General features: G+C 65.1%; 18 protein-coding genes, 3 tRNA genes and 1 pseudogene. 8 read left to right on the plus strand and 14 right to left on the minus strand.

Annotated features, from left to right (window positions below; genetic code table 11):
• Positions 1–26: 26 nt before the first annotated feature.
• From G6R19_RS08545 to G6R19_RS08555, 3 genes are all read right to left on the minus strand, one after another.
• Positions 27–653 (minus strand): ATP-dependent Clp protease proteolytic subunit, encoded by a 627-nt coding sequence (locus G6R19_RS08545; RefSeq protein WP_163164168.1) that lies wholly within the window; start codon positions 651–653, stop codon positions 27–29.
• Positions 654–910: 257 nt separating this feature from the next.
• Positions 911–2,299, minus strand: a complete 1,389-nt coding sequence (gene tig / locus G6R19_RS08550; RefSeq protein ID WP_163164085.1) for a trigger factor — start codon at positions 2,297–2,299, stop codon at positions 911–913.
• An 81-nt stretch (positions 2,300–2,380) separates the two neighbouring features.
• Positions 2,381–2,455: transfer RNA gene (locus tag G6R19_RS08555), tRNA-Pro, on the minus strand.
• Positions 2,456–2,607: 152 nt separating this feature from the next.
• On the opposite strand from G6R19_RS08555, the gene G6R19_RS08560 reads away from it, so the two are divergent.
• A tRNA-Gly gene (locus tag G6R19_RS08560) sits at positions 2,608–2,681 on the plus strand.
• Positions 2,682–2,757: 76 nt separating this feature from the next.
• Here the strand turns inward: G6R19_RS08560 and G6R19_RS08565 are convergent.
• From G6R19_RS08565 to G6R19_RS08575, 3 genes are all read right to left on the minus strand, one after another.
• Positions 2,758–3,699, minus strand: coding sequence for an Fpg/Nei family DNA glycosylase (locus G6R19_RS08565; protein WP_163164086.1), 942 nt, complete (start codon positions 3,697–3,699; stop codon positions 2,758–2,760).
• A complete protein-coding gene (locus G6R19_RS08570; protein ID WP_163164087.1) occupies positions 3,699–4,193 on the minus strand; it encodes a ribose-5-phosphate isomerase in 495 nt (164 codons plus the stop codon). Before G6R19_RS08570 ends, G6R19_RS08565 begins: the two co-directional genes overlap by 1 nt.
• A 78-nt stretch (positions 4,194–4,271) precedes the next feature.
• Positions 4,272–5,288, minus strand: coding sequence for a hypothetical protein (locus G6R19_RS08575; RefSeq protein ID WP_163164088.1), 1,017 nt, complete (start codon positions 5,286–5,288; stop codon positions 4,272–4,274).
• A 168-nt stretch (positions 5,289–5,456) separates the two neighbouring features.
• Between G6R19_RS08575 and pepN the strand changes: the two genes are divergently transcribed.
• Both pepN and G6R19_RS08585 read left to right on the plus strand, forming a co-directional pair.
• Positions 5,457–8,036 (plus strand): aminopeptidase N, encoded by a 2,580-nt coding sequence (gene pepN, locus G6R19_RS08580; RefSeq protein ID WP_163164089.1) that lies wholly within the window; start codon positions 5,457–5,459, stop codon positions 8,034–8,036.
• Positions 8,033–8,512 carry an OsmC family protein gene (locus G6R19_RS08585; RefSeq protein ID WP_163164090.1) on the plus strand — a complete coding sequence of 160 codons (480 nt, stop codon included), beginning with the start codon at positions 8,033–8,035 and terminating at the stop codon, positions 8,510–8,512. The genes pepN and G6R19_RS08585 overlap by 4 nt, the downstream gene beginning before the upstream one ends.
• Before the next feature lie 33 nt (positions 8,513–8,545).
• Here G6R19_RS08585 and G6R19_RS08590 read toward each other — a convergent pair whose 3' ends face one another.
• Entirely contained in the window at positions 8,546–9,538 is a 993-nt protein-coding gene (locus G6R19_RS08590; RefSeq protein ID WP_163164091.1) for an epimerase, read from the minus strand.
• Positions 9,539–9,656: 118 nt separating this feature from the next.
• On the opposite strand from G6R19_RS08590, the gene G6R19_RS08595 reads away from it, so the two are divergent.
• Both G6R19_RS08595 and G6R19_RS08600 read left to right on the plus strand, forming a co-directional pair.
• Entirely contained in the window at positions 9,657–10,340 is a 684-nt protein-coding gene (locus G6R19_RS08595) for a mechanosensitive ion channel domain-containing protein (protein WP_163164092.1), read from the plus strand.
• A gap of 2 nt (positions 10,341–10,342) precedes the next feature.
• Positions 10,343–10,795 (plus strand): globin, encoded by a 453-nt coding sequence (locus G6R19_RS08600; protein ID WP_163164093.1) that lies wholly within the window; start codon positions 10,343–10,345, stop codon positions 10,793–10,795.
• A 61-nt stretch (positions 10,796–10,856) separates the two neighbouring features.
• Here the strand turns inward: G6R19_RS08600 and G6R19_RS08605 are convergent, their stop codons facing one another.
• Entirely contained in the window at positions 10,857–11,516 is a 660-nt protein-coding gene (locus G6R19_RS08605) for a hypothetical protein (RefSeq protein ID WP_163164094.1), read from the minus strand.
• Between the two features lie 63 nt (positions 11,517–11,579).
• Between G6R19_RS08605 and G6R19_RS08610 the strand changes: the two genes are divergently transcribed.
• Positions 11,580–12,560, plus strand: a complete 981-nt coding sequence (locus G6R19_RS08610; protein WP_163164095.1) for an acyl-CoA thioesterase II — start codon at positions 11,580–11,582, stop codon at positions 12,558–12,560.
• 122 nt (positions 12,561–12,682) lie between these two features.
• On the opposite strand, the gene ettA is transcribed toward G6R19_RS08610, so the two are convergent.
• The 3 genes from ettA to G6R19_RS08625 form a co-directional block, all read right to left on the minus strand.
• The gene (gene ettA, locus G6R19_RS08615; protein ID WP_163164096.1) at positions 12,683–14,365 is read right to left on the minus strand and encodes an energy-dependent translational throttle protein EttA; all 1,683 of its coding nucleotides are present in this window, start codon (positions 14,363–14,365) and stop codon (positions 12,683–12,685) included.
• Positions 14,366–14,417: 52 nt separating this feature from the next.
• Entirely contained in the window at positions 14,418–15,017 is a 600-nt protein-coding gene (locus tag G6R19_RS08620; RefSeq protein ID WP_163164097.1) for a hypothetical protein, read from the minus strand.
• Positions 15,018–15,139: 122 nt separating this feature from the next.
• Positions 15,140–15,703: a single-stranded DNA-binding protein gene (locus G6R19_RS08625; protein WP_163164098.1), complete on the minus strand. Its 564-nt coding sequence runs from the start codon at positions 15,701–15,703 to the stop codon at positions 15,140–15,142.
• A 217-nt stretch (positions 15,704–15,920) separates the two neighbouring features.
• Between G6R19_RS08625 and G6R19_RS08630 the strand changes: the two genes are divergently transcribed.
• Positions 15,921–15,993: transfer RNA gene (locus tag G6R19_RS08630), tRNA-Arg, on the plus strand.
• A gap of 124 nt (positions 15,994–16,117) precedes the next feature.
• On the opposite strand, the gene G6R19_RS08635 is transcribed toward G6R19_RS08630, so the two are convergent.
• The 3 genes from G6R19_RS08635 to G6R19_RS08645 form a co-directional block, all read right to left on the minus strand.
• Entirely contained in the window at positions 16,118–16,651 is a 534-nt protein-coding gene (locus tag G6R19_RS08635; RefSeq protein WP_163164099.1) for a hypothetical protein, read from the minus strand.
• Positions 16,648–17,469 (minus strand): CPBP family intramembrane glutamic endopeptidase, encoded by an 822-nt coding sequence (locus G6R19_RS08640; RefSeq protein ID WP_163164100.1) that lies wholly within the window; start codon positions 17,467–17,469, stop codon positions 16,648–16,650. Before G6R19_RS08640 ends, G6R19_RS08635 begins: the two co-directional genes overlap by 4 nt.
• 78 nt (positions 17,470–17,547) lie before the next feature.
• The gene (locus G6R19_RS08645) at positions 17,548–18,774 is read right to left on the minus strand and encodes an ROK family protein (RefSeq protein ID WP_163164101.1); all 1,227 of its coding nucleotides are present in this window, start codon (positions 18,772–18,774) and stop codon (positions 17,548–17,550) included.
• A gap of 139 nt (positions 18,775–18,913) precedes the next feature.
• Between G6R19_RS08645 and G6R19_RS08650 the strand changes: the two are divergent.
• A pseudogene (locus tag G6R19_RS08650) lies at positions 18,914–19,176 on the plus strand (xylose isomerase); the annotation flags it as partial.

The following is a 19,176-nucleotide window of genomic DNA, read 5'->3' on the forward strand; positions in this document are numbered from 1 at the left end:
CCTGATCTGAGTGTTCTTGTGCCGGTTTACTTCTCGGAGGCTGATTCGCCCGAGGTACCGTTCGACGAGGTACCGCCGCCGCCGGCAACAGAACCTGCGTGGGCGGCGATTTTGTCGAAGAAGCCGTATTCGAGCGCTTCGGTGGCGGTGAACCACTTGTCACGGTCATTGTCCTTGAGGATGGTGTCGACGGTCTGGCCGGTCTGCTCTGCCGTCAGTTCCGCCATGACCTTCTTCATGTGAAGGATGAGTTCGGCCTGGATCTTGATGTCCGAGGCCGTGCCGCCGATGCCGCCGGAGGGCTGGTGCATCAGCACACGTGCGTTCGGGGTGGCGTACCGCTTGCCCTTCGTGCCGGAGGAAAGCAGGAACTGCCCCATGGAAGCGGCAAGGCCGGTGGCGACGGTGACGACGTCGTTCGGGATGAACTGCATGGTGTCGTAGATGGCCATGCCTGCCGTGACGGATCCGCCCGGGGAGTTGATGTAAAGGTAGATGTCCTTGTCCGGGTTCTCCGCGGACAGGAGGAGCAGCTGCGAGCAGATGGCGTTGGCGTTTTCGTCACGCACCTCTGAGCCCAGCCAGATGATCCGTTCCTTCAGGAGGCGGTTGTAGATGTAGTTGTCCTGGGCTGCAGGATCGACAGTAGCCATCCGGGGGGCCTCTGCGTGCTGTGACATGTGTACTTACCTCTCGCTGGTGACGGTGACATCACTGAAAATCACTACTTGGACACTAACCGGTTTCACCGACGTTTTGTTCGCGCACCATGGGCTGTTCGCTGACGGCGCACGATCGGCAGGCCCCGTGCGGGGACATGCCCTGAACCAATGCAAAAGGCCCCCGGATCGCCTGATCCGGGGGCCGTTCACACTGCTTTACAGCTCAGTACTGCGCTTACAGCGGTGTACTAGGCCTTGGCCTCTGCCGTGTCTTCCTCAGCAGCAGCCTCAGGTGCTTCGGCTACTGCAGCTTCTTCGGCCTCCACGGCGGGAGCTTCCTCTTCGCCGCCGGGACGGACGAAGTCGCTGAGGTCAACAGCCTTGCCGTCGGTGTCGGTCACCGTGGCCTGGCCGAGGACAACTGCCAGTGCCTTGCGGCGGCGGACCTCGGAAACCATCATGGGGACCTGGCCGCTCTGGTCAATGATCTGGGCGAACTGGTTGGGGTCCATGCCGTACTGGCTTGCAGTGGTGACGATGTAGTCGATCAGCTCGTTCTGGCTGACGTTGACTTCTTCCTTTTCCGCGATGGCGTCCAGGATGATCTCGTTCTGGAAAGCGCGGGCGGTGTTGGCCCGGACCTCTTCACGGTGCTCCTCGGTGTCGTGCTCGCCTTCACCGTGGCCGTTGCCCTCCTTGAAGTGGGCTTCGAGCTGCTCTTCCACCACTGAATCCGGAACGGGAACCTCTACCAGCTCAACGAGCTTGTCCAGGACCTTGTCGCGGGCTTCGACGCCCTGCTCTACGACCTTGGAGTCTGCGGCCTGCTTGGCCAGGTCTTCGCGGAGCTCGGCAAGGGTGTCGAATTCGGAAGCCAGCTGCGCGAAGTCGTCGTTCGCTTCAGGAAGCTCGCGTTCCTTGACGGCCTTCACAACCACCTTGACCTGTGCTTCTTCGCCGGCGTGGTCGCCGCCCACCAGGGTGGTGTTGAAGATTGCGTCCTCGTCGATGCTGAGGCCGGTCACGGCTTCATCGAGGCCTTCGAGCATGGTGCCGGAGCCAACCTGGTAGGACAGGCCGGCAGCGGAATCCACCTCTTCGCCCTCAATGGTGGCGGTGATGTCGATGGTGAGGAAGTCGCCGTCGGCAGCCGGACGCTCCACGGACTTCAGCGTGCCGAAGCGGCCGCGCAGTTCGTCGAGGGCCTTGTCAACGTCTTCGTCCGAGGACTGGGCTGCAGCAACCTCAACCTGGATGCCGGCGTAGTCGGGCAGCTCGATTTCGGGGCGGACGTCCACCTCGGCGGCGAACTTCAGGCCGCCATCCGTGGCGGAGGGATCCGGAACCTCGGTGATCTCCACCTCGGGACGGCTCAGGGGACGGATGCCGGATTCCTGGACAGCAGCCTGGTACCAGCCGTTGAGGCCTTCGTTGATGGCCGTCTCCAAGACGTAGCCGCGGCCGACGCGCTGGTCGATCAGCTTTGCGGGGACCTTGCCCTTACGGAAGCCAGGGACCTGGATCTGCGAAGCAACGGTCTTGTAGGCCGAGTCGATGCTGGGCTTCAATTCCTCAAAGGGGACCTCAACATTGAGCTTGACCCGCGTGGGGGTGAGGTTCTCGACAGCGCTCTTCACGGTCTAAGTACTCCTGGGTTTGTGGGATGGGTTTCTGCAAACGCAATGTTTTGTCCAGGCCGACAGGTCCGGGCCGCAGAGTCGGGGTGACAGGATTTGAACCTGCGACTTCCTGCTCCCAAAGCAGGCGCTCTAGCCAAGCTGAGCTACACCCCGTAAGTGCACAGGCAAGTCTACGGTCATACGCGCCAAGTTTGCACATTTGACACGTACCCCATGAATTAGGTTTAGTTGTATCCGGCTTCAACAGCCAGCCCGAAGTTGCCACACTGCCAGCGCCTCACGGCCCTGCAGCTGGACCTTCTTTCGGGGACGTAGCTTAATGGTAAAGCCTCAGTCTTCCAAACTGATTACGCGGGTTCGATTCCCGTCGTCCCCTCCAAGATCAAAAGGCCCCTCGCTGAGGGGCCTTTTTGTTTGTGCCGGCACTCGTTCGGAGCGTCGTGTCTTTGGTGTTGCTAGGACTGCTGGCAGTACGGACACCAGTAGAGCTTGCGCGCCACCAGTTCGGCCATCAGCACCGTGGTACCGCACACCCGGCACGGCAGCCCGTTGCGTTTATAGACGAAGTGGGCATTTTCTTTGGCCGGGAAGCTGTCGTTCTTGAGCGCAGCTGCGTCAGCCGCAGCCTTGGCGGTCTTGCCGTTTCCGGACCAGTACCTGGGCGTGGTGGTGATGATCCTGCCGTCCGAGACGCCGTCGCCCATCACGGATACGACGTCGCGCCACAGCTTGCGTGCCTCGGTGTCCGGAACGTCACTGCCCGGCAGCCACGGATCCAGCCGCCGCCGGAAAAGGACTTCCGCACGGTATACGTTTCCCACTCCGGCAATAATCTTCTGGTCCATCAGCAGCGCAGCCACCGGGGTTTTGCGGCTTTGGAGATTTGCGGCGAACCGGCCGGCATCCCCCCGGCGGTTGACCAGTGGATCCGGGCCCAGCCGGGCCAGCACGGCGTCGGCCTCGGCAACGGTGATGGTTTCGCAGGTCGTCGCCCCGCGGAGGTCCGCCCAGCCGTTGCTGCCCACGATCCGCACACGCACGGCCCCCACCGGCTCCGGCGGGCCGGTGTACACACCAGAGTCACCGCCGTCGCCACCGAAGGTTTCCTGCTCCCCCACCCGGCGGGGAGCGCCGATGCTGGAGGACCCTGCGAAAGTGCTGTCTCCGCCAAAGGTCCAGGCCCCGTAGAGGCCCAAGTGGACGTGCAGCACCAGCGAATGGTCGAAGTGCAGGAACAGGTGTTTTCCATGGGCCTCGGCAGCAACAAGCGTGTGCCCGTCCAGCAGCGCGGCTCCCCCGGCGAACCGGCCCTGCGGGCTGGATACAGCGAGCCGCTGGCCGGCGAAAACGTCCCCGAACTGCCGTGCCAGGCGCCGGAGGGTATGCCCTTCCGGCACTACTCGATGACCTCGCCGGTAGTTTCATAGGCGGCGATTTTGCCGATCCTGCGGACGTGGCGCTCATCGTTGCTGAAGGGCTCCGCCAGGAACGCTTCGATCAGCTCCGTTGCTTCCTCCACGGTGTGCTGGCGGCCGCCCACAGCCACCACGTTGGCGTCGTTGTGCTCGCGGGCGAGGGTGGCGGTGGAGTGGTTCCACGCCAGTGCTGCCCTGACACCCTTCACTTTGTTGGCTGCAATCTGTTCCCCGTTTCCTGATCCGCCCAGCACGATGCCCAACGCGTGGACGCCGGCCTGCTGGTCAGCGACCACGGCCAGGGCGGCATTGATGCAGAACGACGGGTAGTCGTCCTGGGCGTCGTAGACCTTCGGACCGTGGTCCACCACCTCATAGCCTTTGGCCGTCAGGTGGGATACCAGGTGGGCGCTAAGTTCCATGCCGGCGTGGTCGGTGGCGATGTGTACCCGCGGGAAGGCAGGGGAAGAAGTCACGAGCAGAATCCGTTCGGTGTGGGCGCTGGCGGCCGGCACGAAGGGTGCAGGCCGGGGTGAACAACACGGACAAGAATACTAGGACTCCGGCTGGCCGGCCGCGGACGGACCGCTGCCGCCACGGGCCCGTGCCGCCACGCGCGTGAGGACCTCGGCCAGCCGCGCTGCCGAGGCCTGGCTCCCGCCGCTCACTGCAAGGCTCTGCCCATCGGTCTTTTTCACCACGACGGCGGGGCCGCTGCTGACCAGCATGGCGGCGGTCCCGCTGTGGTGCCGGTAGCCCCAGCCGCCATAGTCGGCGGCGCGGACATCGGCTGCGTTCGCCGCCGAAATGGCGCCTGCCGGGACATCCATAACAGGCACGACGCCGGCCAGCAGGACTTTAAGCCCGCGCCGGTCCGCCTTGATCCGGGCACAGAGGAAAGCCGCGCCGACGACGGCCAGGACCACCAGCAGGACTCCGAGCCAGGGCACGGCGATGGCAATCAGCGCGGCGGGAAACAGCGAGGCTATGCCGATCATGACAAAGACAGAGCTGCGGGCATGGACCCAAAGCCGGATGGTGTCCCGCGACAGGTCAGGGTCCAGCTCCCTGGCGATGGCAAGCTGCAGGGCCTTATCGTCGTCGGCGGACCATTGCTGGTCCGCCTTGTAGACGAAGGCGATAATGACGCCGAGGGACACGGCAGCCCCGCTTCCCAGCGCAAGGACAGTGAGGTCCACCCGGGACTCGCGGGCATCTGCCAGGCCGGTCTGGCCAACGAGTCCGGCAGCCAGGGCGGTGGCAACGAAGAGGCACAGGAACAGCCCGGCGCCCATCATGATCCGGCGCATGGGAACCGGCCTGCTGACCGGCAGCGCCTGGGAGAGAACCAGCCAGCCGGCGGCCACAATCATCAGGGCGCCCCCCGTGACATAGGCGGCAAAGGGCGCGAAGGCGGCGCCGCCGTCGTCATTCCATCGAATGGCGAGCGGCTCAGGAAGGTCCGGCCGAAGCAAAAAAGCACAGACCACGAAAGCGGCTCCAACCACCACCGGGAACCCCGCCACGAAGCGCAGGGCCTTGGTGTCCACCGACTCCATGAACTTCCCCATGTTTTAACGCTACTCCCGCCGCCGGCCAATGGCTTCCCACCAGTCTCCATACCCACTGTGAGCGGCGCTACTTGTTCGGGGGTGAAGGAATGCAAGAATGATCAGTGCCGCCGCTGGGCACCGCCAGCCGGCTGACGCACTTATTCTGGAGGCCCCACTTTGCCAGGTATGAATCTGACGCGCGCTGAAGCCAGCGGGCGTGCCGAACTGATTTCCGTCGAGTCCTACGATGTCAGCCTGGACCTGACCCGCGGCGGAAAGGTCTTTGGCAGCACCACCACGGTGAAGTTTGGCGCCAAGCCGGGATCCTCCACTTTCATTGACGCCGTCACCGCCGCCGTTCACAGTGTGGTGCTCAACGGCCGCAGCCTTGATCCGGCCGCCGTTTCGGACGGGGTTCGGATCCAGCTGCCGGACCTCGCAGAGAACAACGAGCTCACCATCGTGGCGGATGCTCCGTACATGAATACCGGCGAAGGCCTCCACCGGTTCGTGGACCCCGTGGACAACGAGGTCTACCTCTACACGCAGTTCGAGGTTCCCGATTCGCGCAGGATATTTGCGGTGTTCGAGCAGCCGGACCTGAAGGCAGCCTTCACCTTCACGGTCACCGCACCCTCGCACTGGGATGTCATCTCCAACTCCCCCACCCCGGTGCCTGTGGAAACCACCCCGGGGGATGACGGCGGTGCCCGCTCCGTTTGGTCCTTCTCCCCCACTCCGCGGCTGTCCTCCTATGTCACCGCCCTGATCGCAGGGCCGTACCAGTCCGTGCGCAGCGAGGTGGCGAGCTCTGACGGCAGGGTCATCCCGCTGGGAGTCTTCGCCCGGAAGTCGCTGATGCAGTACCTCGACGCAGAGAACATTTTCGAGCTGACCCGGCAGGGCTTTGAATTCTTCGAGGCGCAGTTCGGCTGCCCCTACCCCTTCGAGAAGTACGACCAGCTCTTCGTTCCGGAGTTCAATGCCGGCGCCATGGAGAACGCCGGGGCCGTGACCATCCTTGAGGGCTACGTCTTCCGCAGCAAGGTCACCGGCGCCCAGATCGAACGCCGGGCCATCACCGTCCTGCACGAGCTCGCACACATGTGGTTCGGCGACCTGGTGACCATGCGCTGGTGGAACGATTTGTGGCTCAACGAGTCCTTCGCCGAGTACATGTCGCACCTCGCGGCCGTGGAAGCCACCTCCTTCACGAGCGCGTGGACCACCTTCGCGTCCGTGGAAAAGTCATGGGCGTACCGCCAGGACCAGCTTCCCACCACCCATCCGATCTTCGCCGAGATCAACGACCTCCAGGACGTTGAGGTGAACTTCGACGGCATCACGTATGCGAAAGGCGCCTCTGTCCTGCGCCAGCTGGTGGCGTGGGTGGGGCCGGAGCAGTTTATGGCCGGCGTCCGGGAGTACTTCGCCAAGCACTCCTGGCAGAACACGGAACTGAGCGACCTCCTGGTGGAGCTGGAGAAAGCCAGCGGCCGCGACCTGGACGAATGGGGAAGGCAATGGCTGGAGACGGCCGGCGTGAACACCCTCAAGCCTGAGCTGGCAGTGGACAGCGACGGCCGGCTGACTTCCTTTGCAGTTCTGCAGTCCGCCGTCGAGGAGTGGCCCACCATCCGTCCGCACCGGCTCGCCGTGGGCTTCTACAACCTGGACGACGCCGGGAAGCTCGAGCGGGTGCACCGCGAGGAACTGGACGTTGACGGCGAGCGCACCGACGTTCCGGAACTGGTTGGCATGGCTCAGCCGGACCTGATCCTCGTAAACGACGACGACCTCGCCTACGCCAAGGTCCGGCTCGACGAGAAGTCTCTTGCCACCGCCACCGCCCACCTGAAGGACTTCAGCCAAAGCCTGCCGCGGACCCTGGTGTGGAACTCCGCCTGGGATGCTGCCCGGGACGGCGAAACGCCGGCGCGGCGCTACGTGGAACTGATCCTTGCCAATGTGGCCGCGGAGACCGACTCGTCGGTAATCCTGGTCCAGCTCCGCCAATTGGCCACCACGCTGAATTTCTACGTCGCCGAGGAGCACCGCGAGGCCACGGCCGTAACTGCAACGGACCGGCTGTGGGAGCTGGCGTCTGAGGTGCCCGGCGGCTCGGACGCCCAGCTGCAGTTCGTGAAATCCTTCGCCCTGCTGGCGCGCAGTGGAAGCCAGCTGGACACAGTGGCGGGCCTTCTTGACGGCTCGCTGGTTCTGGACGGGCTGACTGTTGACCAGGACCTGCGCTGGGAACTGGTGACTTCACTGGTGGTGGGTGGCCGGCTGGCGCAGGATGGCATCGATGCCGAATTGCAGCGGGACAACACCTCCAGCGGCCAGAACGCGGCTGCCCAGGCAAAGGCGGCGATCCCCACGCCCGAGGCGAAGGCCGCAGCCTGGGACTCGATTGTGGTCAAAGGCGAACTCTCCAATGCCCTTCAGGGGTCGGCGGTGACCGGCTTCATGCGGGTCCTGGACCGGTCCCTGTTGGAGCCGTACGCGGAGAAGTATTTCGAGGCGGTGCCGGGGATCGTGGAAACCCGCACCCACGCACTGGCCCAGCAGATCGTCGTCGGGCTCTACCCGGCGTTGCTGACCACCCAGGCCACCGTTGACCGTACCGACGGCTTCCTGGCCGCGCTCCCGCCGCAGAGCGCCGCCCTTCGGCGGATGATGCTGGAAAACCGCGACGGGGTTGCCCGGGCATTGCGTGCACGCGCCGCTGACGTCCTTCCGGGTGAGGCAGGGCCGGCATTGTGACGCTGGGCGAGCACCGCTATGCACTGACCGTCCAGTGGACCGGCAACCTGGGCGGGGGAACGTCGTCGTACCGGGGCTACTCCCGCGACCACGACGTCCTGATTCCGGGGCTGCCGGCTCTGAAGGGCTCAGCCGACCCCACGTTCCACGGCGACAGGGAACGTTACAACCCGGAGCAGCTCCTCCTGGCTGCCCTTGCCCAGTGCCACATGCTGTCCTTCCTGCATGTGGCGGTGAAGCACGGCGTCGTGGTGACGGACTACCGCGACGAGGCAACCGGGCTGATGAAGCTGAACCGGGACGGCAGCGGCCAGTTCGAGAGTGTGACGCTGCGCCCGCAGGTGACAATGGCGGACGGGCGCCACCTGGAGCTGGCCGGGCAGCTGCACCATGAAGCCAACCAGTTGTGCTTTATCGCCCGCAGCGTGAACTTCCCGGTGGAGCATGTCCCCGTCACGGTCGCCGGACAGCACTAACCGGGGTTGTCTTGGCTGCCGTTGCTGGGCTGGTCACACCCGGTTGCGCAGGATGCCGACCAGCCGCGCTTCCGTTTCCGGCGCCAGGCCGGCTTTTCGGGGCCGGTCCAGCCCGCGCCGGCGTTCATCAGCCAGCGTGTCTGCCAGCGTCTCCTGCCATGGCCGGATCGGGAGGCCGGCGTCCACCGCGGCCTTGTTGCTCCTGGCCATAAAGCCCTCGTGCCCGGGCGGGAGCCACAGCGGCAGCGAGTCCGGGCCCGCCCAGTAGCTGACGCCCTGGTCGGCCAGCCAGTCCCCAGGCGCGGCGACCACTTCTCCGTCATGGCCCGCCGCCTGCCTGGACGCGCTGATGTACTCGCCAAAGGGGACCTGGTCCCCCAGTGCGTTCAGTGCCCCGGTGATTCCCTGCTCCGCGGCGAGCAGGATCCAGGCGGCAAGGTCCCGTACGTCGATGACCTGTGTTGCGTGATCGGCTATATCCGGAACGATGGCAGGGCTGTTGTCCCTGGCGAACCGCGCGGGCCAGTAACCGTAGCGGTCCGAGCCGTCACCAGGTCCCCCGATCAGGCCTGCACGGCACAGGTGGGCCTTCCCACCGGCCGCTGTGAGGGTTGCCGCCTCAATGGCGGCCTTGGACTCACCGTAATTCTCCGGCGTCGAAGGCGTCCCTGGCGCCAACGCCGGGAGGAGGGCGGCGTCCTCGGCGGCGCCGGGCACCGCAGCATCGGCGTAAACGGAGCAGCTGGAGACGAATGTCCAGTGGGCTGCCCGGCCTGCGAGGGCGTCCAGCGCTGCTGACGCCGGCACGGGATCGCGGGCGACGTCGATGACCTCGTCCCACTCCCCCTCAACGCCGTCGTAGGCTTCTGCGCCCAGCCAGCGGTCCGCTTTCAGCCACGCTGCTCCCGGTGGCGGATCAGCAGCCGAGCCGCGGGCGAGGCAGGTTACCTTATGCCCCGCGGCGACTGCCTGGCGGACGATTTCTGCGGACAGGAAGGCGGTTCCGCCCAGGACAAGAATGCGCATGCGGCTACGCTACGGCGCTAGGGTTGAAGGAGAACAGAGCCTTCCGCGCCGGGCATAACCGGCGCTCCGGCCCCCGCATCCCGGCACCGCCGGGGAACCCCAGGAGTACTTCCCCCCTATGGTCAGTATGTTGTCAATCATTCCTTCCGCCACCACCGAACCGGACGGCATCAGCATCACGGGCATCGTGATCAGCCTCGGCGTGGGCGTTGCCATTTGGCTGGTTGCCACTTTTGTGATCTCCCGTATTACCAGCCGCGTGGCGGCAGGCAGCAATTTTTTCAAGAGGCCCACGTTCAAATGGGCGGCGCCGGCACTGCGGGCACTGGACCATGAACGGCGGGTACAGCGCGCTGAAACCATCGGGTCGCTGCTGAACAGCATCGTCGGTGTGCTGGTGGTGGTCATCACCAGCATGTACGTCCTGCAGAACCTGGACATCAATATCGCACCCCTCCTCACCAGCGTGGGCATCCTGGGTGTCGCCATCGGTTTTGGTGCCCAGCAGCTGATCCGCGACTTCCTGGCCGGGATTTTTATTACCATTGAAGACCAGTACGGAATCGGCGATGTGATCGAAACCAGCGAGGTTGTTGGTGTGGTGGAGTCCATGGGCCTGCGCATCACGCGCGTGCGGTCCGACGACGGCGCCATCTGGTATCTCCGCAACGGCGAGATCCTCCGGGTCGGCAACCGTTCGCAGGGCAACTACGTGCCGCTGCATGAGTCGCCTGACGGGACCACGGACCAGGGCACCGATCACGCCGAACCGAAAAAGACGGACCAGAAGGCCGGAGACTAGCAATGACCATCCCCATCGAACCGCAGCGGCCCCGCCAGCTGATGCAGAACGATCCGTTCAGCCAGCCCGGCTACACCGACAACTTTTATGACGCTGTGGGCGGCCATGAAACCTTCGTCAAGCTGATCGATGTTTTTTACGACGGCGTGGCGACGGATCCGCTGCTCCGGCCGATGTACCCCGAAGAGGACCTGGTGCCCGCCAAGCGCAGGTTCCTGATGTTCCTGGAGCAGTATTGGGGCGGGCCCACCACCTACGGGGAAGAACGCGGCCATCCCCGGCTGCGCATGCGCCACATGCCCTTCAAGGTGACGCCGGAGGCCAAGGACCGCTGGCTCTTCCACATGCGCACAGCTGTGGACGCACTGGAACTCCCGCCCCTGTACGAGGGAACCCTCTGGGATTACATGGAGCGCGCAGCCTTGTCCATGGTGAACAGCCCGGCCGGGCAGTGACCGACCTGCCTGCGGCAGCGGTGGTGGTTGCCGCCCTCAATCCGGTCGCTGCGGCCTACCGTTAGAGCAGTCCGCTTCCCGTCCGTGCGAGGACGTGTCCGCGCGGACCCGTGAGCCGGAACCAGCGGCCGGCGCGGTAAAGCTTCTGGTCGCCGTCGGCGAGGAAGCCCAGGGCGAGTGCTGCGAAGGCGGCGCCTGCCGGCAGTCCTGAGTCATCAAGTTCCCTGCCCCAGACGGCTGCCCGGGCGTTGTTGACGATCAGCGCGCCGGGCCTGTCCGGCACGATTCCGGCCACTTCAGTGATGCCGGCCTCTGCGGCACGCCGCAACTCTGCATCGCTGCGTGAACCCAGCAGCTCCCACCCGCTCCTGGGTGCGCCGACGCCGGTCCAGGACTCGGTGACGGTGGACGGCGGAACCGGAAGTTCGACGTCGTCCTCCCCCGCACGCGCAAGCCGGTCAAGAACTGCCGCGAGGGGGACGGTGACGTCAGTCCCGGACGGCTCCGCCAGCGCCATGGTGCGCAGTCCGAGGATAGTCGGGGTCGATTCGCCGAGCACCCGTGGCCGCAGCACACAGACGTACGCGGCGAGAACGGAACCCGCGGCCTGAAGGCGGATGGCGCCGTCGTCAATGGATTTGGCGCGTGTGGCAAAGGTCTTCAGGTCGGCGAGATCCCGGGGATCGGCGAAACGGAAGGACGAGGTGAGTAGATCAGACACACCAAGAACACTACCGGCTGCACCTTTGTTGAGCAGTGCCGGGGCGCCGTCTAGAGTCGAACCATGACTGAAGCCGACGCCGGACTCCTGGCGCTCCCCAGCGGAGACCCCACCTCATCGCTCATCTCCCTTCTTGACCTTGGTGAGCTGGAGGGAGCACGGACGGACGAGGACATCTTCCTGGGCCCGTCGCAGCAGCAGCCCCATCACCGGGTCTTCGGCGGACAGGTGCTGGCGCAGTCACTTGTTGCCTCATTCAGGACGGTGGATCCGGACCGCTTTGTCCATTCCATGCACGGCTACTTCCTTCGCCCCGGCGACGCGAACAAGCCCATCACCTTCGGTGTGCAGCGCCTCCGCGATGGCCGGTCCTTCTCGGCACGGCGGGTCCATGCCTACCAGGAAGGCGTGCCCATCCTGTCAATGATCGCCTCCTTCCAGGGCGAGGACGAAGGCGTCGAGCACGAGTCCGTGATGCCCAGCGGGATCCCCGACCCCGAGTCGCTGCCCAGCACAGCGGACCTGCTGGGCAAGTTCGACCATCCGGTGGCGCGGCACTGGGCGTATGAACGGCCTTTCGACATCCGGCACGTTGATCCTCCGCTGTACGTGTCAGCGAACGGTGAGCGGGCAGCACGCAACGCCGTGTGGATGAAAACCTTCGGCCCCATGCCGGACAACCCCAACCTGCACCGTGCGGCCCTGGCCTACGCCAGCGACTACACCCTGCTGGAATCGATCCTGCGACGCCATGGGCTGAGCTGGATCACTCCCGGGATGAACGTTGCCAGCCTGGACCACGCAATGTGGTGGCACCGCCCGGCCCGGGTGGACGAATGGCTTCTGTACGTCCAGGAATCACCGAGCGCACAGGGCGCCCGCGGACTGGCGACGGGCAAGATCTTCAACCAGGCCGGCCAGCACGTAGCGTCGGTGGCCCAGGAAGGGATGGTCCGCGTGCCTACCGACCTGAAGAACAAGGTGGTGGGCGCCTTCCAGTCCAAGGTCATGGAGCACCAGATCCGCAAGGCTTCCCGGGACTAGCCGCCAGCGCTTTGTTCCGGACCATGCAAACAGGCCGGCACCCCTGAGGGTGCCGGCCTGTTTATTGCCTTTATTGCCTTTATTGCCTGTCGCGCCAGCGCCTGCTGCCGGCGCGGGTTGGCTCAGTCGCGGGTGAGGCGGCGGTGCGTGACCCGGTGCGGCTTGGCCGCGTCCGGACCCAGCCGCTCCACCTTGTTCTCCTCATAGGATTCAAAGTTGCCCTCGAACCAGTACCACTTGGACGGGTTTTCCTCGTCGCCTTCGTAGGCCAGGATGTGCGTGGCCACCCGGTCCAGGAACCAACGGTCGTGCGAGACCACCACGGCGCAGCCCGGGAATTCCAGCAGCGCGTTTTCGAGGCTGCTCAGGGTTTCAACATCGAGGTCGTTGGTGGGCTCGTCGAGGAGCAGCAGGTTGCCGCCCTGCTTGAGGGTCAAGGCCAGGTTCAGGCGGTTGCGCTCACCACCGGAGAGCACACCGGCCTTCTTCTGCTGGTCCGGGCCCTTGAACCCGAAAGCGGCAACGTACGCGCGGGACGGCATTTCCACGTGGCCAACCTGGATGAAGTCCAGGCCGTCCGAGACGACCTCCCACAGGGTCTTGTTGGGGTCGATGCCACCGCGGCTCTGGTCCGCGTAGGAGATCTTGACGGAGTCACCGATCTTCAGGTCGCCGCCATCGAGCGGCTCCAGTCCGACGATGGTCTTGAAGAGCGTGGTCTTGCCGACGCCGTTGGGGCCGATGACGCCTACGATGCCGTTGCGGGGCAGGCTGAAGGACAGTCCGTCGATCAGGGTCCGGTCCTCGAAGCCCTTCTGCAGGTTCTTTGCCTCCAGCACCAGGCCACCCAGGCGGGGTCCCGGCGGGATCTGGATTTCTTCGAAGTCAAGCTTGCGGGTCCTGTCGGCTTCTGCCGCCATTTCCTCATAGCGGGCGAGGCGGGCCTTGGACTTGGTCTGGCGGCCCTTGGCGTTGGACCGGACCCATTCCAGTTCCTCGCTGAGGCGCTTGGCCTGCTTGGCATCTTTTTTACCCTGGATTTCCAAACGGGCGCGCTTCTTCTCCAGGTATGTGGAGTAGTTGCCCTCGTAGGGGTACAGGTGGCCGCGGTCCACTTCGGCGATCCATTCGGCCACGTGGTCCAGGAAGTAACGGTCGTGGGTGACGGCCAGGACAGCGCCGGCGTACGTGGACAGGTGCTGTTCGAGCCACAGCACGCTCTCTGCGTCCAGGTGGTTGGTGGGCTCGTCCAGGAGCAGCAGGTCCGGCTTCTGCAGGAGCAGCTTGCACAGGGCCACGCGGCGCCGCTCACCACCGGAAAGGTTGGTGACGTCGGCGTCCGCAGGCGGGCAGCGGAGCGCGTCCATGGCCTGCTCCAGCTGGGAGTCCAGGTCCCAGGCGTCTGCGGCGTCGATGGCTTCCTGCAGGTGTCCCATCTCTTCGAGGAGGGTGTCGTAGTCAGCGTCGGGGCTGGCCATTTCCTCGGAGATTTCGTTGAAGCGCTGGATCTTGCCGTAGATCTCCCCGACGCCTTCCTGGACGTTGCCCAGGACGGTTTTCTCTTCGTTCAGGGGTGGTTCCTGAAGGAGGATGCCAACGCTGTAGCCGGGGCTGAGCCGGGCCTCACCGTTGGAGGGGGTGTCCAGCCCGGCCATGATCTTGAGGATGGTGGACTTACCGGCACCGTTCGGGCCCACAACACCGATCTTGGCGCCGGGAAAGAAGGACATGCTTACGTCATCAAGAATGAGTTTTTCGCCAACGGCTTTGCGGGCCTTGGTCATTGTGTAGATAAATTCCGCCATGGTTCCAAATCTAGTGGGTTGGCGGGCATATCTCACATTCGGGGAACCGGGGTCAGGAGCCTACGAAGCACTTGCCGCTGGCGAGTACCGGCAGGACCGTCACTGTGACGGCACCGTCGCGGACCTGGCCGATGACACAGTCGCTGCCTTGGAGTACGGAGGCTTCGATGGCGTCGGCTTCCAGGCCGGTGGGGGTCCGGCTCTGCGAGACCTGCAATGCCGCCGGGTCCACTCCGGCTCCGGTCAGGGCTTCGGCCACCTGCGCGGTAGCGGGTTTGGGCGATCCCGCCGCCAGCCGGCCCAGGGCGTCCGTGACGGTCTTCTTGACCGTTTCGGTGGCGGCCGCCGGGCTATCAGTCAGTTGCCCTCCGGATGTATCCGCCAGCGGTTCGGCCGGGGCTTCGGAGGACCCGGGGCCGGTGGACGAGGCCGCATTGGGTGACGCCCCAGTGGGTGACGCCGCAGTTGCCGGTTCAGCCGAACCAGGCTGGGCACCGGTCATCCCGCCTGCGCACGCCGACAAGCCGGCTACCAGTGCGGCGCCAGTGAGGGCCGCCAGCACGCGGTGTGCGGCAAGGTGCCGTGAAGCGGAAGGAGCGGCAGTGGATGCGCCGGCCGTACTGTTGTGCCGTTGGTTAGGGCTGGTCCGCATGCTGTCATTCTGCCATGTGGTCCGGCGGCCGCTCACAACCTGGGCGGGCAGGGCGCGGCCGGGGGGGGTGCCGCGGTCCTGCCCGCCCAGGGATCCAAGGGGGACGTTGATACAGGGAATTCCTAGACTCCGGATTCGGCGAGTTCCCCCGTTTCCAGGTCCAGGGCAAGTAGGTCGCCATTGCTGTCCTCGACGAAGGCTGCAGCAGGATCACCGGCGTCGTCCAGGTCTTCTTCGCTGTCCTCCGGCTCGTCGAACGGTCCGTCCGCGCCGGAACGGGGTTCGGCGTCGATGGGACCTTCCTGCTCCACGAGCGAGAGAAGTGGCTTGGTGGAGGACCGGATGAAGTTGGCCGTACCCCACGTGAGGTCGTGGCCCACGGCGTCAGCATCTATGACGTGTGAGTAGTAGACCCGGCCGTCCTTTTCCCAACTGCGGATCTTCAGCTTGCCAACCACGATGACCGGCTGGCCTTTCCTTATGCTGCAACCCATGCTGCCTGCAAGGTGGCGGTAGCCCTGGACCGTGAACCAGTTCGTGTGGCCATCACCCCAGGTGCCCGATTGCTTGTCGAAGCGGCGGGAATTGGACCCGATGCGGAAAGAGGCCGTGGCCACTCCCCCTGGCGTGGTGGAGCTTTTGATCTCGGTGGCAACGAAGCCCCGGATCGTTATGGTGTCGCTCATCTTTACGTCCTTGTCTTCATGTGGTGATGCCCTAGCAGGCAAGACCAGCATCCCGCCCCTGCGGGACCACCGGGGAGGCTTCGCCTTGCATATGTGCACAACCGGCCCTCCGCGGCTGCCTGTGGAGGAACAGTCGGCCGTTGCGCAGCTGTTACAGCACCGGGACTTCGGGCAATGTAGACTTTTTGAGGCGCCGGATTTCAGCTCCGAAACCATTGCCTCAGTAGCTCAGGGGATAGAGCAGCGGCCTTCTAATCCGCCGGTCGGGGGTTCGATTCCCTCCTGGGGCACTTCGGGAAGTGGCTCTGACATACCAAAACGCAGGTCAGAGCCGCTGCCCGGACGTGGTGTCGAGGGCGCTGCCCGGGGCGCCTGTGCGCATGATCCAGCAACCGAGTGTTGCCATCACCAGACCTATGGGGATGCCGTAGGGCGGCAGTCCCGCGTTAAAGCCAATGACGCCTGCCACAACGAACAGCCCGCCAATCCAGGCGGGGAACATGTGCGAACGCCAGCCGGCGATGCCGAGACCATCCAGCCGAGGGCGAAGAGCACGTAACTGGATAACCCGCCGATCGCCAGCATTCCGGACCCTCCTGCGTTAATGGCATCGGGGGCAACGTCTGCGATCCAGGGGGCGGCGAAGCCGTCGAACCACATGTTGCCGGCCATGTCCAGGGTGCCCACGAGCGCGAAGCAGAATGCGACGGCGCCCAGTCCGCCCGCCCGGCCGCCGAGCCTGAAGTAGACGGACACCAGGGCAAGGACAAGTCCGATGAACACCACCCAGTACAAAGCGTTGGCCAGTTGGAAGGGTCCCTGCCTCATCATCTCGATGCGCTCGAGGCTCCGGTCGGCAGTCAGCAGGCGGGCCACGTCAACAGCGGCGAAAACAACGCCGGAAACAAGCGCGGTATGGCCGGCAGCTTTAACCAGGGGTGTGGTCATAGCGGACGCTTCCTCAGGGAGAAGGCGCCGACCGCGGTGGCACGGCGCGATGCCTTGCGCCAGGCCCCGCGGTCCAGCGCCACAGTGCCCAGGACGGCGAGAACGACGACGACGAAGTAGATCAATTCCACGCGGGCGGCTTGGGCTCCGGTGAAGCCGAAGGAACCCATGGTGAACGTGCCCTGGCTGTTGTGGAACAGGAGCGTCAGCAGGACGCTGCCGCCCGTGCGGTTGAAAAGCCACACGTAGAGGAAGGTAATGGCAAACGTTGTCGGCAGTCCGATGAGGCTTAGCCCGCTAAAGAGGACCAGCGGCAGGTGCCAGAGGGCCACGAGGACGCCCAGGATGGCTGCGGACACCAGCGGAGGACGGGACACCTGGAGCAGCGGGAGGGCGTAGCCGCGGAACCCGGGTTCTTCGCCCAGTGGCCCGTCCAGCGGATTGACCAGCCGGACGGCGAAAACGGTCAGCATCCCGCTCCACGTCAGCTGGGCCAGGCCCGGGGCGGAGGCCCCGAGCGCCATGGTGATGAGCCCCGCAGCCAGGACAAGCACGGCGGGGAGGAAAAGCGCGACGGCGTACCACACCCACCCGACGCGCCAACGTACGAGCCGCCGTCCCCACGTGCGGAAGCCGGCGCGGCCCTCGGCCAGGGCGATGACGATGACTGCCGCGGCAAGCGGACCCACCGGCAGGAATTCCATACGGGGAATCAGTCCTGACGCATAAGCAGGCCACGACGCCCAGGAAATCGCGTAGGCCAGGACAAAGAAAGCCAAAAGCCTGTGGTGTTTTAGCCAGCCGGTGAATCGGCGCATGACGGCTCCAAACAGTCACTGCAAGGTGCTCCCATTGTCCGCCCCGGCTCCCATGCGCGCCAGTAGCGCGGCGAGACGTTAGGAGTGGAGCCGGTGCGGCGCCTCCAGGAGGGAACGGACCACGCTGCCCGCGGCACCGAGCAGGGCTCCGCCCTCCCCCACCGCGGCAGTGGTGATGTTTTCCGGGAGAATTTTTCCGGGTGCGTACTTGCTGAGGCTTTCGACCAACGGCGGGCGCAGCCAATGCTCGAGGACGGCGAAGTGCCCGCCGAGCACAACGGCCCTGATGTTGGTAACCCGTGATGTGGAGGCAATAGCGACGCCCAGGGATCGCCCGGCACGCTGCACGGCCAGCACTGCGTCCGGCTTCTCCGCAGCAAGCGCCTCCATCAGGGCGGACATGCTTTCCGACCTCGCCTGCCGCTTTCCTTCAATCCCGGCGGCGGCAAAAATGGCGTCCTGCCCGGCTATTGTCTCCAGACAGCCCGTTCCACCACACGAGCATGGCCTGCCTTCGGGGTCGACCACAATATGGCCCACCTCCCCGGCATGCCCTTCCGGGCCGGTGAAAAGCTCCGACCTGATGACCAGCCCGCCGCCAACACCCACTTCGCCGGAGATGAAGAGGAAGTCCTGCTTGCGGTGGGGACCGTGGGCCAGTTCGGCGAGGGCGGCAGCATTGGCCTCATTGAACAGCGTGACACCCAACGGCAGGCCGGGAAGCAACTGGGCAACGTCCAGCTTTACGTCCACCCATCCCAGGTTGGGGGCAGTAATGACCGTTGCACTGCCGGCATCGACGAGTCCGGGAACAGCCAGTCCGCCACCCAGAACCTCCATGCCCTTGGCCGCGGCCGCCGCCCGCACCTCGGCGGCCAACGAAGCGAGGGCAGCCATCACCGGCCCACTTGCAGTATCGCGGTTGTCGCGTTCACGAATCTCCTGCACCACCACGGTCCCGGAAAGACTGGTGGCGCCGGCAGCGATGTAGTCGACATTGATTTCCATACCCATCACGCCCCGCGCGGGGTTCAATTCCAATCCGACGCCAGGCCGGCCGCGCTCGCCCTGGGGGTTCAGGCCAATTTCGTGCAGAATGCCCGCTTCGAGAAGGTCGAGGACAATGCTCGACACCGAGGCCTTGGTCAGTCCCGTGGCTGCTGCAATCTGCGCCCGGGTCAGGTGGAACCCGGCCGGGGACTGTGCAACTGTGCCCAGGACGAGGGCAAGGTTGCTCCGGCGGACATCGCCCATGCTCCCCGGGGTGGCGGCGTCAGACGCTGTCGCCGTTGCCGTGTTCGCCATGGCCGGCCTCCTCGTACTTAATGCGGGACCGTGGGTTGCGTTCCCTTTGCTATTGACCTTAGCGTAATCACGCTTATATAGTTCAAGCGATAAACTAACCGCCGGACCGACGGCGGTACCACTAGTGCAAGGACGCATCATGACTCTTTCCCCGACCCCTTCTGACAAGCTCACTTTTGGTCTTTGGACTGTTGGCTGGACCGGTGCTGACCCGTTCGGTGTTGCCACCCGTGCGGCGCTGGATCCGGTGGAGGCGGTGCACCGGCTCGCGGAGCTGGGCGCGTACGGCATTACTTTCCATGACAATGACCTGGTCCCGTTTGAGGCCACGGCCTCGGAGCGGGAGCTGATCCTGAAGAACTTCAAGGCGGCCCTGGCCGAGACCGGGCTGAAGGTCCCGAT

It is taken from the genome of Arthrobacter sp. Alg241-R88 (assembly GCF_900537115.1).
GTDB lineage: Bacteria > Actinomycetota > Actinomycetes > Actinomycetales > Micrococcaceae > Arthrobacter.